Source organism: Streptomyces sp. NBC_00513 (genome assembly GCF_041431415.1).
Classification (GTDB): Bacteria; Actinomycetota; Actinomycetes; order Streptomycetales; family Streptomycetaceae; genus Streptomyces.
The window spans coordinates 7,030,334-7,050,471 of sequence record NZ_CP107845.1 but is presented as its reverse complement, the minus strand read 5'-3'; the positions used below and the strand labels follow the sequence as shown (position 1 = coordinate 7,050,471).

3 protein-coding genes are annotated in these 20,138 nt (G+C 72.4%); all 3 read right to left on the bottom strand.

Annotated elements, in window-relative coordinates; genetic code table 11:
- Positions 1-12: 12 nt before the first annotated feature.
- Genes OHA84_RS31765 through OHA84_RS31755 form a run of 3 tightly spaced genes read right to left on the bottom strand, consistent with a single transcriptional unit; the run spans position 13 to position 19,963 of the window.
- Entirely contained in the window at positions 13-9,306 is a 9,294-nt protein-coding gene (locus OHA84_RS31765) for an SDR family NAD(P)-dependent oxidoreductase (protein WP_266968478.1), read from the bottom strand.
- Entirely contained in the window at positions 9,303-18,725 is a 9,423-nt protein-coding gene (locus tag OHA84_RS31760; protein ID WP_266968480.1) for a polyketide synthase, read from the bottom strand. The genes OHA84_RS31765 and OHA84_RS31760 overlap by 4 nt, the downstream gene beginning before the upstream one ends.
- Positions 18,722-19,963 carry an aromatic ring-hydroxylating dioxygenase subunit alpha gene (locus OHA84_RS31755; protein ID WP_266968482.1) on the bottom strand — a complete coding sequence of 414 codons (1,242 nt, stop codon included), beginning with the start codon at positions 19,961-19,963 and terminating at the stop codon, positions 18,722-18,724. The genes OHA84_RS31760 and OHA84_RS31755 overlap by 4 nt, the downstream gene beginning before the upstream one ends.
- Positions 19,964-20,138 lie beyond the last annotated feature (175 nt).

Genomic DNA, 20,138 nt, shown 5'->3' with positions numbered 1-20,138 from the left:
CGCCCTGCCCGGTCATCGCTGCCCGTCCCGCTGGAGCAGCGGGCGCAGCAGGGCGCTCAGGGCGGACGCGGACGGGTCGTCGTGGTCGGGGGTGGGCGGGTCGTCCCGGTCGGGGGTGGGCGGCCGACTGGCGGCCGGCGCCTCGTGGGCGGCCAGCCCGGCCGCGATGTCGTCGGCCGTGCGTGCCCGCATCAGCAGCGACGGGTCGACGGTCAGGCCGCTGCGTTGTTCGAGCACCGTGGTCAGCTCGGCGATCATCAGGGAGTCCAGGCCCAGCCCGGGCAGCGGGCGCTCCCCGGGGTCCTCGCCCAGTACGTGCACGAAGGCGTCACGGACCCGGGCCCGCATGCCCGCGCGGTCGTGACCGGCGCGTGTCGGTGCGGGAACGACGACGGCCTCGGGTCGTGCCCGCGGCGGCGTGGGCGTGGCGACGGAGTCGAAGGGCTCGGACTCGACGGGCTCCACGGGCTCCGCCGGGGCGGTGGCGGTGCTTCCCGGGAAGATCACGGCGCCGCCCGTCCGCAGGTGGTCGACGAAGGCGTCCAGTGCCTGCTCGGCGCCGATCGAGTGGGCGGCGGAGAAGGACGCGTCCGCTTTCATGCCGATGCCCGTCCAGTTGGGCCAGGCGTGCGCGGTGACGATCGTGACGGCGTCGTTCTCCTTTTCGGCGAGGGCCAGTTGGTAGGCGTTGGCGAGGCTGTAGTCGACCAGTCCCCGGCCGGCCGAGGCCTGCGTACCGGCGATCGAGGACACCAGGACGACGAAGTCGGCGCCCTCCTCCTTCGCCAGTCGTACGACGTTCAGCGAGCCGGGGACCTTGGGGGCGAGCACCTTCTCGGCATCGCTCCACGGCCGGCGGTGCATCGCCCCGAACGGATTGACCCCGCCTGAGGAGTGCACCACGCCGACCAGCCGGCCCCAGCGCCGCCCCAACAGCCCGGCGACCGCGGCGAGCGCCTCGGGGTCGGACACGTCGCAGGACACGTAGTCGACGTCGGCGCGCGCGGCCAGGTCCCGCAGGGCCTCGGAGCGCGCGGGATCGAGGGCCGACCGGCCGATGATGCCGATGCGCTTGGCCCCCCGATCGATCAGCCGCCCGGTCAGGCGCAGTCCCACCGCGCCCAGCCCTCCGGTGACCAGGCAGTACCCGTCGGGGGGCAGGGCGTACGGCGCGCCGGGCACCGTCGGCACGGAGTGCGGCGTGTACCGGACGCCCCGTCGGTGGGCGGCGACGACGGTGTCTCCGCCGGCATCCGTCTCGGCCTGAGTCCGGGGCTCGGTTTCGCTGTCCGTCACGGCCGTCAGGGCGCCGTACTCGGCTGCCAGGCGGCCGGCGAGTGTCTCGGCCGGTTCGGCGGGGTCCAGGTGCACGACCGCGGTGGGCCTGCGGCCTTCGGCTCCGGCAGACCGTACGGCCATGGCCATGGCAGCCCGCTCGGGGCGCAGGCTGCCGCGTTCTTCGGGATGCACGGCGGCGGCGTGGAAGTCCGCCCACAGCATTGCCCCGCGCGCGGGCAGGCTCGCCACGATGTTGCTCAACTCTGCCCAGAAAGTGGCGAGTTCGTCGATTCCGCCGCTTCGGCTGTCCTGGGTGCCGATCACGATGGCCCCGTCCGCCCGGCGGCCGGGCTCGACCACGGTCACGCCCCGCCTCCGGAGCGCCGTCGTCAGCGCGCGCCCGAGCTCGGGGTCGGCCGTGACCAGGCGTACCGCGCCCGAGCCCGGGGCGGGGGCCGAGCCGTGAGCGGGGGTGGGGGTGGGGGTGGGGGGCAACTCCCGTACGCGCCAGTCGACGCGCACCGCCTCGACCCCCGTCGGCAGCGGGCCGGACGCGGCGAGCGACGGGCCGGTGGTGTGCCAGTACGCACCCCGTGCGAACGGATAGGTGGGGAGGTCCGTCACGCGGGCACCAACGGCGGAGAGAGCGGGCCAGTCGATGTGCGCGTAGCCGACCCCGGTCAACTCGGCGGCGCCGACGGATCCGTGCGGTCCCGCGGTCGACCCGGCGCGGAGCGCCGCCGCTTCGGCGGTCAGGTCGATGTCGACGCGGGCGGGGCGCATGCGGCCGGCGGCGACGGAGCGCAGCGCGGTGGCGAGTTCGGCGGCCGTTCGCCCGTGGACGGCGGTCTGGAACTCCAGCGGGGAGCGGCCGGTGTTGGCGGTGTGGCAGAGGTCGGCGGTCTCCCAGGTGTCGCGTACCACGTCGAACCGGTCGGCGTACGCGCCCGCCAGTGACCGCAGCGCCGACTCGTCAGCCCCACTCACCCGCACGACGAACGAATCCTGAACCGGCACCTCACGCGTCAGTGGGACGGGAGGCTCCTCGACGATGACGTGGGCGTTCACGCCACCCATGCCGAACGCACTCACCGCGGCCCGACGAGGCTCACCGTCCCGCGGCCACTCCACCGCACGGTCGGCCAGATAGAACGGCGTCTCCTCGAACCGGATGTGGTCGTTGGGCCGCACCACGTGCAGTGACGGTGGAACCATCCCGTGCTCCATCGCCAGAAGCACCTTCACCAACCCCGCCAAACCCGCCGCCGGCTCCAGATGGCCGACGTTCCCCTTCAGGGAGCCGATCGCACAGAACTGCGACCTGTCCGTGACTCCACGCCACGCACGGGTCAAACCCTCCACCTCGATCGGATCACCCAGACCCGTCCCCGTCCCGTGCGCCTCCACCAGACCGATCGAGTCCACCGACACCCGCGCGTCCCGCAACGCCGCGGAGATCACTTCCTGTTGCGCCGCACTGCTCGGAACCGTCAACCCACTCGTACGACCACCGTGATTGACCGCACTGCCCTTGATGACACCCCGGATCCGGTCACCGTCCCGCAAAGCGGCCCGGAGCGGCTTCACCACCACCGTCACCACACCCTCACCCGGCACGAACCCGTCCGCCCCCGCATCGAACGGCCGGGAGGCACCCGAAGGCGACAGGGCTCGCAGGTTTCGCATCGCGACGTAGTGCAGCGGGGACATGCCGACGCGAACACCGGCCACGATCGCCTGGTCGCACTCGCCGTCACGGATGCTGCGCACCGCCGTGTGCAGGGCGACCAGCGAAGACGAACACAACGTGTCGATCGTCATGCTCGGCCCGTGCAGATCCAGGAAGTAACTCACCCGGTTCGCGAGGAACGCGTTGTGGTTGCCGAGACCGCTGGGGGCGTCCAGCTCCGGCTCGATGTTGTAGTCCTTGTAGTGCTGGTAACTGGCGCCCACGAACACGCCGGTGGAGGAGGCCAGTTGCCTGGGCGGCAGGCCGGCCGACTCCAGTGCCTCCCAGGCGGTACGGAGCAGCCAGCGGACCTGCGGGTCGAGGACCTCCGCCTGTTTGGGGAAGAAGTCGAAGAACCGGGCGTCGAACTCCTCCACGTTGTCGAGGAATCCGCCCATGTCGGGCTCGTGACCATCCGCGTACCGTCCCCAGCGGTGGGCCGGCGCCGGGTGGATCTCCTCGCCGGCGCCGGCCAGGAGGGACCAGAGCCGCTCCGGGTCCGAGGCACCGGGGAGCGCCAGGGCCAGGCCGATGACGGCCATGTCCTCGGCAGCCGCCGTGTCTTCGAGGACTGCCGGACCGACGGTGGCCGAGGCCGCGCCGGGGACCGCCGCCTCGGGGACCGCTGCCTCGGGGGCCGCCGCCTCGGGGCCCTCGACCGGGGCCGGGGCCGGGTCTGTGTCCGGGTCTGTGGTGAACGCTCCGTCGGCCGCCAGTTCGGCGACGTGCGCGGCGAGGGTACGGCAGTCCGCGGCGTCCAGGACGTCCGTCGGGCTGAGTTGTACCCCGTACTCCGTCTCGATGTCGGCCGCGATGGCCGTCGCCAGCATGGAGTCGAGGCCCGCGGCGGACAGTGAGGTGGTCGCGGTGACACCCGGGTCGCGCAGGACGTCGCGTACCACCGTGACGATCGCCGCCTCCGATGCCGCGGCGTGCGGCGTGCGGTGGGCGGGGCGAGAGGGCGGTGCGTCGTCGGCGGCCACCGTCCGGTACTCGACTTCGTCGAGCCGGGCCAACACCCGGCCGTCGGCGGCGAAGAGCGTCGCGTCGCCGCGTCGCGTGCCGTCGCTCGCGGGCTCGGCGCCTTCGAGCAACACGAACACCGTCCGCGCCGGATCCGCCCAGCGGGTCGCCCGGCCGATGGAGACCGGCAGATAGGTGGCCGACGGGGCGGCGGGGTCCGCGAGCGTGAGCACGGCCATGGCCTGAAGGGCGGCGTCGATCGCGACCGTCTGCGCCTCCAGGGGGCTGTCGGCGGGAACGTCGATGCGTACGAGCACGCGGCCCGGCTCGTAGTGCACCTCGGCGATGGAGCGGAGCGGGGCGGTGAGTTCCATGCCCTTCGCCGCGAACCAGGCGTAGAGGCCGTCCGGTTGCAGGGTCCGGCCGAGGCCGGCCCGCAGTGCGTCCAGGTCGACGGCGGCGGGCTCCTGGCCGGCCGGGGTGTCGGTGGTGGTGAGTCGGGCGATGACCCGGTCGGCGTGACGGAAGGCGGCCGGTCCGTTGCGGGTGGGGTCGTCCAGGTCACTGGTGAGGGAGTGGGTTCCGGTTCCCCGGCCCGTGAAGACGATCCGGCGCAGGACCTCGCCCGAGCGCAGCCCGAGGGCCACGGGGAGCGCCCCGGGCACGGTGTCCTCGCCCAGCACCCGGTGGGCGGGCGCGAGCCGCCGTAGGGCAGCGGCCACGTCCTGTGCGGCAGGGCCGGCCGGTGGTGCGGGCGGGGACGTCACCGCGGTGTCGGTCGGCGTCCCGAACGGGTAGGGAGGCAGGGCGCGGTGGCGTGCCGGCGGGCCCGGGTACACCGCGGCCCAGTCGACGGTGCCGCCGGCGACGTAGCGCAGGGCGGGCCCGCCGAGCCCGGTCGAGGCGCTCTCCACCAGAGTGTCGCCGCGTACGACGGTGCCGGGTGCCCGGTCCGCCAGGTGCAGCGCCGTGGCCAAGGCGGTGCTCAGTTCGTCGGCCGTGTTCCCCAGGACGGCGACCCGGTGGGCCCGGTGGTCGCGTCCGATGGCACTGGAGCGGCACAGGGCGCGCAGGTCGTCCGCGGTCCCCCGCGCCAGCAGCGGGCGGACGTCCGCCATGCGCCGGAGCAGGGCCTGCGGGGTGTGGGCGGAGAGGACGAGCAGATGCTCGTCCCGTTCGGTGGCGGCCTCGGGGGCATCGTGGCCGGACTGCCCGTACCCGGGCTCCCCGATGTACTCCTCCACGACGATGTGCGCGTTGGTGCCGCCCATGCCGAAGGAGCTGATCCCCGCCCGGCGCGGACCGTCCGAGGTCCATGGCTGCGGCTCGACCGGGATCACGAACGGTCCGGTGGACAGGTCGAGGTGGCTGCTGGGGGTCTCGTGGCCGGCGACGGGCGGTATCTCCCGGTGTCGCAGGGACAGCAGCACCTTCAGCAGGCCGGCGAGTCCGGCCGCGGGCTCCAGGTGTCCGATGTTTCCCTTCACCGTCCCGATGTGGCACGGGCCGGTGCGGTCCGGATCGCCACCGAACACCTCGGTCAGCGCGGCGATCTCGATCGGGTCGCCGAGCCGGGTCGCGGTGCCGTGCGTCTCGATCAGGGAGACGTCCGCGGGGGCCAGTCCGGCGTCGGCGAGCGCGGCCCGGACGACCGCGGCCTGGGCCTCGCTGCGGGGCACCGGCAGGGCGCTGCCGCGGCCCCCGTGGTTGACGGCCGTACCGCGGATGACGCCCCAGATCCGGTCGCCGTCCCGTTCCGCGTCCGCGAGCGGCTTCAGCATCACGGCCAACGCGCCCTCGCCGGGCAGGAATCCGTCCGCCCGCTCGTCGAAGGGCCTCGGCAGGGTCTCGGACAGCGCGCCGAGCCGGCTCAGGCTGCGGTAGTACCAAGGAGTCAGGCCGACCTGGCAGGCCGCCACGATGGCGGCGCCGCAGTGCCCCGCACGCAGTGCGGCGACCGCTTGCTGGATGGCGACGAGCGAGGACGAGCAAAGGGTGTCGACGGTCTGCGACGGGCCGGTGAGGTCCAGGGCGTACGAGATCCGGTTGGCCAGTACCGCGTTCATGGAGCCGAGCGCGGTGTGCGGTCCGACGGTCTCCAGACCCTGCGTGTCACGGTGGTGGGTGTAGGTGGCGCCGACGAAGACGCCGATGTCGCGGCGGTCGGCGAGAGCGCTGTCGTCCCGCACCGTCCAGGCGTGTTCCAGCAGCAGCTTCTGTTGTACGTCCATCTCCTCGGCCTCGCGTACGGAGATGCCGAAGAAGCTCGGATCGAAGCGGTCGATGCCCGAGACGAACGCACCGGTGCGGCAGTAGGTGCCCGTCATGCGGGGGCCGCGCGGCTCGAAGTGGGTGTCGATGTCCCAGCGTTCCGCCGGGACCTCGGTGAACGCGTTGCCGCCGGAGCGGAGCAGGTCCCACAGCTCCACCGCGCCGCCGGCGGCGCCCGGCAGGTCACCGGAGACGGCGACGATCGCCACGTCCGCGTCACGGCCGTCGGCCCGCGTGCGGCGTCGCGGTGTCGGGAGCGGGCGGTCGGGGCCGGATGCCGGGAGCGGCTCGCCGGGGCGGGTGGGCAAGAAGGGCCGTACCAGGTCGGCCGGCTCGGAAAGCCCGACCCGCTGGGAGGGCTCGGCCGGCTGGGAGGGCTCGACGGACCCGACCGGCTCGGGGGGTTCCGGCGCGGCCACCGCGGTGGCGGCGCCGTAGCGGTCGGTCAGGGCCTGCACCAGCTCGGCGAACTCGCCGTACTCCAGGAAGAGCGTCGCCGGGAGGTGTATGCCCCACCTGCGGGACAGTTCCTCCGACAGCTCGACGCTCATGATCGAACTCATGCCGTAGTCCGACAGGGGGGTGTCGCGGTCGAAGGAGGCGACACCGAGCCGCTCGGCGAGGAACCGCTCCAGGCCGTCGGCGACGTGTTCCCCGGCGCCCACGCCCGACCCGCCGGCCCCGGCCGTCCCACCGGCCGTGTTCGGTACGCCGGTGCGCGCCTCGGCCCGTACGACGGAGGGAGCTTCGACTTCGGCTTCGGCTTCCGCGGCCTCCGGCTCGATGACCTCGGCGCCGGCGTCCGGGTGGGCGACGACGACCTGGCGGGGGTCTTCCCGCGACCCCAGTACCGCGATGAGGGCGTCCAGACCCTCCGCGGTGCCGAGCGGCCGGACACCGCGCCGCCGCAACTGCTCGGCGACGGCCGTACCCATGCCCACCTCACCCCACAGGCCCCAGTCGATGCTCAGCCACGGCGAGCCGTGTGCCTGCGCGAAGGCGTCGAGGTAGGCGTTGGCCGCGGCGTACCCGGCCTGCCCGAGGTTGCCGAACGTGCCGGAGACCGACGCGAACAACACGGCGAAGTCCAGGTCCTGCCCGGCCACCGCGGTCGCCAGCTCGCGGACCCCGTCGACCTTGGGCCGCATCACCGCGGCGATGTCCTCGGCGGTGGCGCTGCGGATCAGGCCGTCCTTGAGCGTGCCGGCGGCGTGAACCACGCCGTGCAGCACGCCGTACTCGGCGCGGGCCCGCTGCACCACGGCCGCCAGGGCGCCGGGGGTGGTGACGTCCGCGCTGTAGGAGACGACCTCGCAGCCGTGTGCGCGGATCGCGGCCGTCCGCTGCCGGTCGAGGGCCGCCGCGCCGGAGCGGCTGACCAACGCGACGACGCCGGCGCCGTCCCGTGCGAACCTGTCGGCGACCTCCAGGCCCAGACCGCCGTGCCCGCCGAGGATGAGGTAGCGGCCGCCCTGCCTGACCGGCCCCGGGCGTGAGCGGGGCGCGGCGTGCGCGGAACGGTCGCGAACGCGGACGGGTACCCGGCGGACACCCTGCCGGTAGCCGGTCTCGGTCGGGCCGTCGCTGTCGCCGAGTTCCGCGAGGAGCGCCTGGAGGGCGTCGTCGGAGGACCGGTCGATGTCGACGAGGCGGGGGCGCAGGCCCGAGTACTCGATGGCGGCGGTACGGAGGAAGCCCCACAGGGCGGCGCGCGCGGGAACCGGCCGGTCTCCGTCCGCGACTGCTTGCCCGTCCCGGGTCACGACGAGGAAGCGGCCCTTGCGCTGCCGCTCGCCGAGGGTCCGCAGGGCGGCCAGACAGCCGTAGAGGCCGAGGCGGAGTTCCGTCTCCTCCCCCTGGGCGCCGTCGGACACCTCGCCGGCGTTCCACAGGTGCACCACACCGGCGATCGGGTCCCCGACCTCGTCCCAGAGCCGCCGGAACGCCTCCTCGTCCGGCTGCGCGAGCATCCGCAGGTCACGGTCACCGTCGCCGTCTCCGGCCCGTTCCTGTGCGTGTTCGTGCGCCCGCGGTCCGGACGGGCCGATGCCGACCTCCACCACGCGGGCGCCGTCGGCCCGAAGCCGTCCGGCGGCGCGTGCTCCGAGGCCGTCCGTGCCGGCGTCGTGCAGCACCACCCAGGTACCGGTCACCGGCTCGGTCCGGGCGGCTTTCGCTGGTGCGGAACGCCACACGATCCGGCTGATGGGCAGCGCGGCCGGTCGTGCCGGGGCCGAGGCGGCGGCCGTTCGCGAGACGGCGGCCGTTCGCCGCATGCGGAGCCCCTCGAACTCCGCGGCGACCTCGTGGGAGGGCCCCAGCAGAGTCGCGTCGGCGGTCGCGTACGCGCCGTCGACGCCGGTGCGGCGCACCAGGACGGTGGCACCGGTCGACAGCGCCGAGAGGTCGGTGAGGACCCGGAACCGGGCGATGCCGATCGGCAGCATGGGGTGGGGGCCGTCGGCTCCCGTGAGGTCCTGGAGCGCGCAGCTCACGACCTGGAACACCCCGTCCACCAGGAGCGGATGCGCGTACCAGGGCACGGGTTCGGCGTCGGACCTCAGCGTCGCCCCGGCCACGCCGTCGTCTCCGACGGAGAGGTCCCGGACGGTGCGGAAGTCCGGCCCGTACTGGAGGCCCTCGCGTGCCCAGCTGTCGTACAGCCGGTCCGGGTCGATGGTCCGTGCGCCGGTGATCCGCGGTCCGGGAACGGTGTCGGCGGTGGGGGCCGGGACGTCGCCCGGGAGCAGCAGCCGACCGGTGCCGCTGGACAGCGGCTTGCGTTCGCCGGCCACGACCGTGCTCAGTTCGAAGCGGATCGGCGGCCCGAAGGACACGTCGAGGCGGACGGGAGCCGTCGCGTCGTCGCTGATGGTGAGGGGTCGCAGGAACGTCACGTCGGTGAGTTCCAGCGGAGTGAACGGCCTGCGTCGGGCGACTCCCACCATCGCCATCTCAAGCTGCACCGCGGCGGGCAGCAGCCCGGCGCCGGCGGAGCGGTGTTGGGCGATGAAGGGCTCCTGGCCCGTGAACGTCTTCTCGTAGGTCTCGTCCGGGTACGTCACTGTCCCTCGCTCCGGTGCTCGTAGTGACGGTCGAACAGCGGGTGGCCGACGGTGCTCGTCGCGGCGCCGCTGCGGCGTGCGGCGGGCACGATCAACTCCTGCCGGTTGAAGGGGTAGGTGGGAAGGGTGATCGTCCGTTGCCCCTTCCCGGCATGAACCCCCGACCAGTCCAGATCCGCCGACGTCGCGTTCACATACGCCGCCAACGCCCCATGCACCTCGACCTGATCCACCCGATCCCGCCGCAACGTGCTCAACCACACCGGCTGCGCACCACCCCACGAAGCACGAGCCAACGACGTCAACTGCGGATGCGAACCAACCTCCCACACCACCCCCGCACCCAACCCCGACACCGTCGCCACCGCCTCACCAAAACGAACCGGCTCACGAATCGCCCGACCCCAATACCCCGGATCCACCACCGAACCCGCCGAATGCCAACCACCCGACACCGACGACACAAACCCGATCACCGGAGCCGACAACCCCACACCCGCCACCGCCTCCACAAAAGGCCCCACCGCACCCTCCATCAGAACCGAATGAAACGCATGACTCACCACCAACGGAGAAGTCCGCAAACCCGACCCCGAACAGAACGCCGCCACCAAATCCGCCGGCCCCGAAACCGTCACCACCCGCGGCCCATTGAAAGCCGCCACCTCCACCCCCGGAAACCCAACCAAAGCCTCCACCACAACCCCCACATCCCCATGCACCACAGCCATCGCACCCCGACCCGGCTGCCCCTCCATCAACTCCCCACGCAACACCGTCAACCGCAACAGATCCGCCAACCCCAACACACCCGAAGCCCACGCAGCCGTCAACTCACCCAGACTGTGACCCACCACCGCATCCGCACGAACCCCCACCGACTCCAACCAACGCACCAACCCCACCTGCACCGAAACAATCCCCACCTGCGCATACCGCGTCCGATCCAACCCCCCACCCACACCACCGAACAACACATCCAACAAAGGCACATCCAAATGCCCCACCAACAACTCCGCACACTCATCCAACGCAGCCCGAAACACCGGCTCCGTCACATACAAACCCCGCCCCATACCCACATACTGCGAACCCTGACCCGTGAACATGAACACATTCGGAACCGCAACACCCCCCTTACGAGAAACAGCGGCCCGACCCCCCACCACATCCCGCAAACCAGCCACCACCGCACCCGAATCAACACCAGCCACCACCGCACGAAAACGATGCCCCGCACGACCCACATTCGCCGAGAAAGCGAAATCCCCCAACACCTCAGCAGAAGCACCCACCAACTCACCCGCATACACACCCGCCAACGACCGCAACGCCGACTCATCAGCCCCACTCACCCGCACGACGAACGAATCCTGCGACAACACCTCACGCCCAGGAATCACAGGGGGCTCTTCGACGATCACATGGGCATTCACGCCACCCATTCCGAAGGCACTCACCGCCGCCCGACGAGGCTCACCATTGCGCGGCCACTCCACCGCCCGGTCCGCCAGATAGAACGGCGTCTCCTCGAAGCGAATGTGATCATTCGGCCGCACCACATGCAACGACGGCGGAACCATCCCGTGCTCCATCGCAAGAAGCACCTTCACCAGGCCCGCGAGCCCCGCCGCCGGCTCCAGATGACCCACGTTCCCCTTCAGGGAGCCGATCGCGCAGAACTGCGACCTGTCCGTCACCCCACGCCACGCACGCGTCAGACCCTCCACCTCGATCGGATCACCCAGACCCGTCCCCGTCCCGTGCGCCTCCACCAGACCGATCGAATCCACCGACACCCCCGCGTCCCGCAACGCCGCGGAGATCACTTCCTGTTGCGCCGCACTGCTCGGAACCGTCAACCCACTCGTACGACCACCGTGGTTGACCGCACTGCCCTTGATGACACCCCGGATCCGGTCACCGTCCCGCAAAGCGGCCCGGAGCGGCTTCACCACCACCGTCACCACACCCTCACCCGGCACGAACCCGTCCGCCCCCGCATCGAACGGCCGTAGGGCGTTGGACGGGGAGAACGAGCGCAGGCGCGAGCCCAGTTGGAAGTACTGGGGTGACATGGCCAGGTGTACGCCGGCCACGACGGCCTGGTCGCACTCGCCGTCGCGGATGCTGCGCACCGCCGTGTGCAGGGCGACCAGCGAAGACGAACACAACGTGTCGATCGTCATGCTCGGCCCGTGCAGATCCAGGAAGTAACTCACCCGGTTCGCGAGGATCGCGTTGTGGTTGCCCAGGCCCGCTGCCGTCTGGACGACGTCCCCGACGACCGTGTCGCGGTAGTGCTGGTAACTGGCGCCCACGAACACGCCGGTGGAGCGTTGGGGTTTCCCGGCCAGGCCGGCGTCCTCCAGGGCCCGCCAGGCGGACTGGACGAGATGGCGCTGTTGGGGGTCGATCCATGCCGCCTCCGCCGGTGACAACCGGAAGAACCCGGGGTCGAACTCGGCCAGCCCTTGGACGAAGCCCGCGCGCCGGAGGTAGACGGTCCCGGGTTCGCCGTCGGTCCCGTAGTACGCGTCGATGTCCCAACGGGACTCCGGCACCTCGGTCAGGCAGTCCTCGCCGTCCACCAGGACCCGCCACAACTCCTCGGTGCTCTCGGCGTTCGGGAACACCCCGTCGAAACCGATGACGGCGATGTCGTGCCGGTCCGCGTCATCGGTTACCGGGGCCCCCGGATGCTGCCCGTCCGCCGCTGCCAGAGCCTGGATCGGCTGCACGACCGGGACCGGGACCGGGGCCGGGGCCGGGACGGGCTCCGCGCGCTCCTCGTGGACGGGCGCCCGCGGAGCATCGCCCGCGCCGGGGGCGCTCCCGTCTGCGGGGGCCGCGGTGACTCCGTACTCGTCCCTCAGTTCGGCGGCCAGCCTGTCGACCGTGCCGACCTCCAGGACCAGTGTGACGGGGATGTCCACGCCCAGCTTGGCGCGGATGTCCTGGGCCAGCGATACCGCGAGCATCGAGTCGAGCCCCTGCTCCTGGAGCGGGCGGTCCGTTTCCAGTGTGTCGACGTCCAACTCAAGGGCGGCCGCCACCCACCGGGCCAGCGTCGCGTCGAGACCGCCGGCCGTCGGTCGGTCGGGGGCAGGCCCGGGACGGTGGCCGTTGGAGACCGCGGTGGAGACCGCACCCGGGTTGCGCGCCGGGACCGGTGCGGGACGGTGCCCGTCCCGCGCGTCGCCTCCCGCGCCTCCCTGCGACGGTGCCGGGGACAGCCGCTTCCAGGTGATCCCGCGGGCCTCCAGTACGGGTTCGTCGCCGTCGAGGACCACCAGGCTCGCGGTCAGCAGACCGGAGTCCGGCCCGCTGTCCCGGTCGCGCCGGGCGTACACCCTGGCGGTGTCGGGAAGCCGGCCGAGGACGGTGAGCCGTTCGACGGTGAACGGAACGTACAGTCCCTGCGCACCACACGCGGCGAGCGCGACCTGGAACGCTCCGTCCAGGAGCCGGGCGTCCACGGCGCCGGTGGGCCGCCCGACGCCGCGCAGCACACCGGTGGCCTGCCCGGGTGCCACGGAGAGCGAGGTCACGGTGCGAAAGCCCGCCCCGTAGCCGAGCCCGGCGCGTTCGAAGGCCTCGTACATCGCGCCGAGCGCGACGGGGGTGAAGCCGTCGGCACTGGGCGGGGCGGTGAGCAACGACTGTTCGGGCGCGGTCACCTCGGTGTTGGCGACCAGTGCTCCGGTGCCGTCGCGAAAGGCGATCGTGTCGTTGTCCCGCTCGGCGGTGAGGGTCGCGGGGGTCTCGACGGCCGCCCGGAAGGTGAGGTCCCGCAGACCGAACCGATCGCGTCCGAGCAGTTCGGCGATCTTGCCGGGATAGCAGGCGCCGGGCAGTGTCGGCTTGCCGAGGACCACGTGCTCGGCGGCTTCCGGATGCTCCGTCCAGGTGTTCCTCGTACGGCCGGGCACGGCGTCCCGCACGGTCACATTCGGCACGACGGCGTTCGGCTGCTCGGCGGCGTTCGGGACGGCGGCGTTCGGGACGGCGGCGTTCGGCTGCTCGGCGGGCTCCAGCCACAGGTACTTCTCGGCGTGCGGCCGGGTCGGGAAGCGCACGCCGGCCAGGCGTAGCGGTCCGGCGGGCAGGTCGGCGCCGTCGACGAACGCGCGGGCGGCCGCGTCGAGCGCCGGACGGCTCGCTCCGGCGTCGAGGGACTCGTCGTGGGTGCGCGCCGCCCGGGAGGCCACTCCCACGTGGAGGGAGCGGGTGTCGGCGACGCCGGCCAGGAACAGCCGGACCTTGTCCTCCAACTGCTCCACGCTGTCCGCCACGCAGGCCAGCCGGTGGGCTCCCGCCGGGCGCTGCCGGCTCGCCTCGCTCAGTGCGTCCAGGGACGGGCAGTAGGAGGAGCGGAGCATCAGCACCAGCCGGTGGGCCAGCGTGCGCAGCGCCTCGTCCGAGCCTGCGGAGAGGACCAGCAGCCGCGGGCCGGGCTCGTCGCGTTCCGGTGCGGTGGCGGGACCCGCTTCGACGACGACGTGGGCGTTCGCACCGCCGAAGCCGAAGCTGCTCACACCCGCGACGCGCGGGCCGCTCCCCCACGGTCGGGGCCGGTCGGCCACGAAGAGGGGCGAGCCGTCGAAGTCGAAGGACGTGTTGGGGGTGCTGAAGTTCAGCGACGGCGGGATGTGGCCCGCTTGGAGCGTCAGGATCGTCTTGATCAGTCCGGCGATGCCCGCGGCCGGCTCCAGGTGGCCGATGTTGGTTTTCACCGAGCCCACGGCGACGGGTCGCCGACCGGCCGGGCCGCCCAGGACCGCGTGCAGGGCTTCGAGTTCGATGAGGTCGCCGAGCTGGGTGCCGGTGCCGTGCGCCTCGATGTAGCCGATGTCGGCGGCGGTGCGCCCGGAGCCGGCCAGCGCCTTGCGCAGTACGGCTTCCTGGGCCGGCCTGCTGGGGGCGGTGAGGAAGCCGGCGCTGCCGCCGGTGTGGTTGACGGCGGTGCCGCGGATCACGGCCAGGACGGGGTCGCCGTCGCGTTCCGCGTCGGCGAGCCGCTTGAGGATGACGGCGCCCGCGCCCTCTCCGCGTACGTAGCCGTCGGCGCCGTCGTCGAAGGCGCGGCACGTCCCTTGCGGGGACAGCATCCCGTTGCGGACGAAGGAGCGCGTCTTGGCCGGGGTGAGGACCAGGTTGGCGGCCCCGACCACGGCGGCGTCCACGTCGCCCGCCCGCAGGTGCATGGCCGCCTGGTGCAGGGCGACGAGGGAGGACGAGCAGGCCGTGTCGACGGCGAAGCTCGGTCCGGACCAGTCGAAGACGTGCGACAGCCGGTTGGCGAGCATGGACGGGGCGGTGCCCGTCGCCACGTGCGGGTCGTCGTGCCCGATGCTCCGCGCCACCAGCTCCGGGAAGTCGCTCGCTATGGCACCGACGAAGACGCCGGTGGCGGCGCCGAGGGAGGTGTGGTCGTGGCCTCCGCTCTCCAGGGCCTCCGCGGTCACGCTGAGCAGGATCCGCTGGAGGGGATCCATACGGCGGGCCTCGCGGTCGGTGAGTCCGAAGCGGGCGGCGTCGAAGTACTCGACACCGTCCACCCAGCCCATCCGTACGTCGTCGGCGCCGGTCTCGGACCACAGGTGGGCCCAGCCGCGCTTGCCGTCCGGGGCGTGTCCGACGCTGGACACCCCGTCGACGAGGTTCTGCCAGAACTCGTCCGGGGTGGCGGCTCCGGGGAACCGGCACGCCATGCCGATGACGGCGAGGGCGCCGTCGGCGGCGGCCGGCCGAGTGGGCTCCGCGGGCGCGGACACCGCGGCCACGACGGGGGCCGGCCGCGCGGATGCGGTCGCCACCCGCTCGCTCGTGGCGGGTTCCGTCGCGAGGGGCTCGGGACGCGCCGACTCCGGGGCGGTCGTGACGGGGCCTTCGGTCTCCGGGCCGCCGAGCAGCGGTACCACTCCCTCCGCGCCCAGCAGCCGGGCCAGTTTCACCGGAGTACCGGAGGCGAAGATCGACGGGGCGGTGATGTCGGCACCCAGCTCACGGCTGAGCCGGACGGCGGCGGACGTGACGTTGACCGAGTCGCCGCCCAGGTCGAAGAAGTTGGCGTGCACGTCGAAGGAGGGAAGGTCCAGCGTGGCCGCGAACATCGCCGCGATCGAGTCGGCGAGCGCTTCCGTCGTCATCGGAGCCGCCGTCGGAGCCGTCGGAGCCGTCGTCGGAGTCGTCGACGGCTCCACGGATTCCAGGGACGGGAGCGGCTCCACGGGTTCCACCTGTGTTTCGGCGGAGCCGGCGGCGGTGGGGATGATGGTGTCGCGCGTCGGCAGCGGCAGCCGGGCGCGCGCCACCTTGCCGTTGTCGGTCAGCGGCATGGCGTCGAGGTTGACGTAGGCATCGGGCACCATGTAGCCGGGCAGGGCGGCGCCGACGAACGCGTCGAGCCGAGCCTTGACGGGCGTACCCTCGCCCACCAGGTAGGCGGTCAGCCTCGGTTCGCCCCTCCCCTCGAACCGCGCCGCGACGACAACGGCGGCGGTGATGCCGTCCGCCTTCTCCAACACCCGCTCGATCTCGGCGGGTTCGATGCGGTTGCCGCGCACCTTCACCTGGGCGTCGGTGCGGCCGAGCCACTCGATCGCGCCGTCGGTGTGCAGGCGTACCTCGTCGCCCGTCCGGTAGAGCCGTACGCCGGTCAGGGGGTGGAGGGTGAAGACGTCGTTCGTCAGGTCGGGCCTGCCGGCGTAGCCGCGGGCGAGTCCGGCGCCCGAGAGGTACAGCTCGCCCGTGGATCCGGCGGCGCACGGTTCCAACTGCCCGTCCAGGACGTGCAGTTCCGTGTGCGGCAGGGGTTCGCCGAGCGGGACGAAGGAGCCCACCGAGGTGACCGGGTGGCACGAGGTCCAGATCGTCGCCTCGGTCGGGCCGTACAGGTTCCACAGGGCGCGGGCCGCCGTATGCAGGCGCTCGGCGGTGGCGGGCGGCAGGGCCTCGCCCCCGGAGAGGACGGTCAGTCGCTCGGCGGGGGTCCAGCCGGTGCCCAGCAGCAGGCGCCACAGACTGGGCGTCGCCTGGGCCACGGTGACCTCGGCGGTGAGCTCGGCCAGACGGTAGGGATCTGCCGCGATCTCCCGCGAGGCCAGGACCACGGTCGCGCCGGACGTGAGCGGGAGGAAGAGTTCCAGCAGGGAGATGTCGAAGGCCACCGTGGTGTGCGCGAGCACGGAGTCGTCGGGCGACACCCCGAGGCGTTCGCCGATCCCGGTGAGGAAGTTGGCCAGCGCTCCGTGCTCGACCTCCACGCCCTTGGGGTTGCCGGTCGAGCCGCTGGTGAAGAGGAGGTAAGCGAGGTCGGAGGCGGTGACCTTCGGCGGCACGGCCTGTGCGGAACCGTCCGGCCCGGGTATGCGCCACGCCGGGCCCAGGGACGCGCCCAGGGCGTGGGTACGGTCGTCGGTGACAATGAGGTCGCACCGTGAGACCTCCACGTACCGTCGGAGCCGGTCCACGGGGTAGCCGGGGTCCAGGGGCAGGAAGGCCGCGCCGGCGCGCAGGATTCCGAGCAGCGCCGGGAGCAGCGCGACGTCCCGCTCCATCAGGACGGCCACCACCGAGCCGGACTCGATGCCCTCGTCGTGCAGGCGGGCGGCGACGGCGTCGGCCCAGGCGTCCAGCCCGGCGTAGTCCAGCGTGCGGACGCCGCTGCGGACGGCGGTGGCGCCGGGCCGGTCGGCCGCGACGGCGGCGAACAGGTCCAGGAGCGTCCCGGGCGCGGCGGGGGCGTCGGCGGTGTCGGGCAGGGCCTCGGTCGGTTGCGCGTGGTGCTCGTCGCTCCGTACGTCCGGGCCTCCTTCGGCGCGCGGAGCGGGGTTCGGCTCCTCGCCGTGGAGCAGGGCGGTCAGGACCCGGTCCTCGACCTCCTCGGTGAAGTCCAGCGCCGCGTCCGCGTCCATCGCGGTCTCGCGGACGAAGATCGTGGGCGGGCCGTCCTTCAGGCACAGCAGGGCGATCTCGGTGTGCGGTTCCGAGGACGCCTCCTCCCCCGCGCCGCGGTCCAACACCATGACGCGGGTGAAGCTCGGTTCGTCGGAGCCGAGCGGCCGCCCGGCCAGGCCGAGCCGGAGTTCGAGGTCGCCGGCGTAGCCCTGGTGGGCCGCGGCCTCGTCCAGCTTGTCCTGGAGGGAGCGGGTGGTGTCACCGTCGAAGCGCACGGGGAAGCGTGCGGCGGCGATGCCGTGGGTCCGCTCGGAGAGGTCCCGCGCGGCCGACGGCGACCAGGCGAAGTCGAAGACGTGCTCGCCGGTGCGCTCGGCGACGACGGTGAGGAAGGCGCGGACGACCGCGACGGCCTCCTCCCGCGAGGCGGGGGTGAAGGCCAGTTCGTGGCGGCTGTAGTGGGCCGCGGCGGCGGAGAAGTCGTCGGCGGGCAGCGGGGCGGGGCGCAGCCGCTCCAGCCGTGCGCGCCACCACGGCTCGTGGGGCCGCAGCGCCTTCTGGGCGGCGGCGATGTCCGCCAGGCGCTGCTCCGAGGCCGCCGGCAGTGGCGCCCCCGGGGTGATTCCGAGCCGCTGCGCGGCCGCCTGGCCGCTCAGCGCGCTCCCGTCGACGGCGGTCCAGTCGCTCAGCACGAGGTCGGCGTCCGGGGCCGCCAGGGTGATGGCGGACGTGGTCACCGACTGCACGGTGGTCCCGGTACGCGTGTCCTCGCGCGGGATCAGCCTGACCTGTCGGGTGAACACCGCACCCTGCTCGGTGACGAGGGTCGTCACCCCGAGCGGGTTCGGAAAGGAACCGTAGTCCAGGGCCTTGGAGAGCCGTTCGGCCTCGGCGGCCGAGGTGCCCGCGTGGATGATGCCGCCGGACGCCATGCGGTCGGACCGCCGGTAGAACCGCCGTTCGCGGTCGCCGGTGTCCAGCGGCTCGGGCAGGGTGCGGGCCACGACGTGCGGGACGAGGTCGGCGAAGAGCTCGATGCCCACCTCGGCCGTCTCGTACGTCAGGGACAGGGCGGTGGAGTGGTCGCGGATCGGGAACCAGCGCTCCAGCAGCACGCCGCCTGCGTCCACGGCCTCCGTCATCCGGTGCCAGGTGGCCGCGTGACGGGACGCGCCCTCGTACAGCGCCCAGGCGGGGACGTGACTGCCGGAGTAGCGGGGCAGCGGCCCGTCGTGGAAGTTGATCGCGGCGATGTTCGGCAGGTCGAGGACCGGGGCGGGCAGGATCCGGAAGTTGACCATGCTGAAGAGGTAGTCGAACGGGCGCGCCGAGAGGGTCCGCGCCAGGTCCGCGTGCGGGTCGAGTACCGGGATCCCCCGCGTGTCGGCCCATTCCGTCACGGCGGGGTCGTCGCTGAGGATGCCCTCGATCCGTACGCCGGAGTCGAGGAGTCGAGCGGCGCACTGGGTGAGTACCCTGGTGCCGCCGATGAGGTAGCAGTTGGCTGTCGTGCTCACTCTGCGGCCTTCCCGGACTCGGCGGTGTCCTCGCCGTGCGCGGCGGTGACCTCAACCTTGGGGGCGGTGCCCTCGCCGTGCGCGAGGGCGTCCGGGGCTTCGGCGCACTCGCGGGCGACCCAGGAGTCGATCTGGGAGACGACCTCCTCGTCGAGGGAGAGCTGGCCGGGCGTCCACAGCGGGTTCGACAGGCCGCGGTGCGTGCGCTCGCACATCTCCCAGTCCTCGTAGTTCGCCTTGTCCCACAGGGCGAACACGGCTTCGTGGGAGAAGTCGCTCTTGGCGGTCTCGGAGGGGTGGAAGAGCCAGAAGTGCCGGACGAAGCAGGTACCGGGACTCTCGGGCCAGACCCATTGCATCATCACGTAGTCGGCCGTGAACCCGAACAGGAGGTTGGGCAGGATGGTGATCCAATTGATCTTCAGCCGGTCCCCTTCGGGAACCTGCGGCATGGGCGTCCGGCCGCTGCGCCCCGTCATGGAGACGGAGTTGTAGCCGCCGCGGATGGACTGCCACGCCCCGACGATGTCGCCCTTGAGGTCGTAGGTGCCCGCGTCGTCGAAGTCGGTGATGCGGTGCAGGTCCTTGTGGGCGGTCGGGAAGTGCAGGCTCTCGTTGACGTTGTGGGCCACGAGCTTCCAGTTCGAGGCGACCGGGTAGTCCTTCGCCTCGACGCACTCCAGGTCGGCGAGCTCGTAGACCTTCGCGAACTCGCCGAACTCGCCGAGCGAGGCGTCGAGGTCGGGGGCGTCGTCGGAGAGTGCGATGAAGACGACACCGAACCGGACTTCGGTGCGCACCGGCAGCAGACCGTTCTTCTCCTTCTCGAAGAAGTGGTCCAGGTACGTGCCGTTGAGGCTCTTCAGCTTGCCGTTCCGGTCGTACACCCAGCAGTGGTAGAGGCACACCAGGCTCTGCCGCTTGCCCGTGGCCTCCTCGACGAGCTTGTACCCGCGGTGCCGGCAGTAGTTGTGGTAGGCCTGGATGCCGTCGTCCCCGTGGATGAGGAGGACGGAGCCGGTGCCGATGTTCAGGGTGCTGTAGGCACCCTTCTCCTTGAGGCGGGAGACGTGGTCCACCGGGAGCCAGCGCCGACCGTAGATGCGGGACATCTCCCGCCGGTACTGCTCCTCACCGGTGTAGAACTCGTGGGACCTGCCGATGCCGCCTGTCTCGAAGTACGGCCTTTCCTCGTCCTGGTCACTGATGAGATCGAACATGCTGGACGCACGCGTCATCTGCTGGGCTCCCTCAGAGGGTGAAGCGCATCGATTGCAGTGCCGAGATGCCATGGGCCCGGGGCCTGTGGGAAGGCCGCACCGAGCCTCGCCGGTGGCGGGACGGCAGGGTGACTGAACGCTGATGGGGAAAGAAGCGGCCGGGCCGGCAGGGCGCGGCGGGCTCGGTCGACGG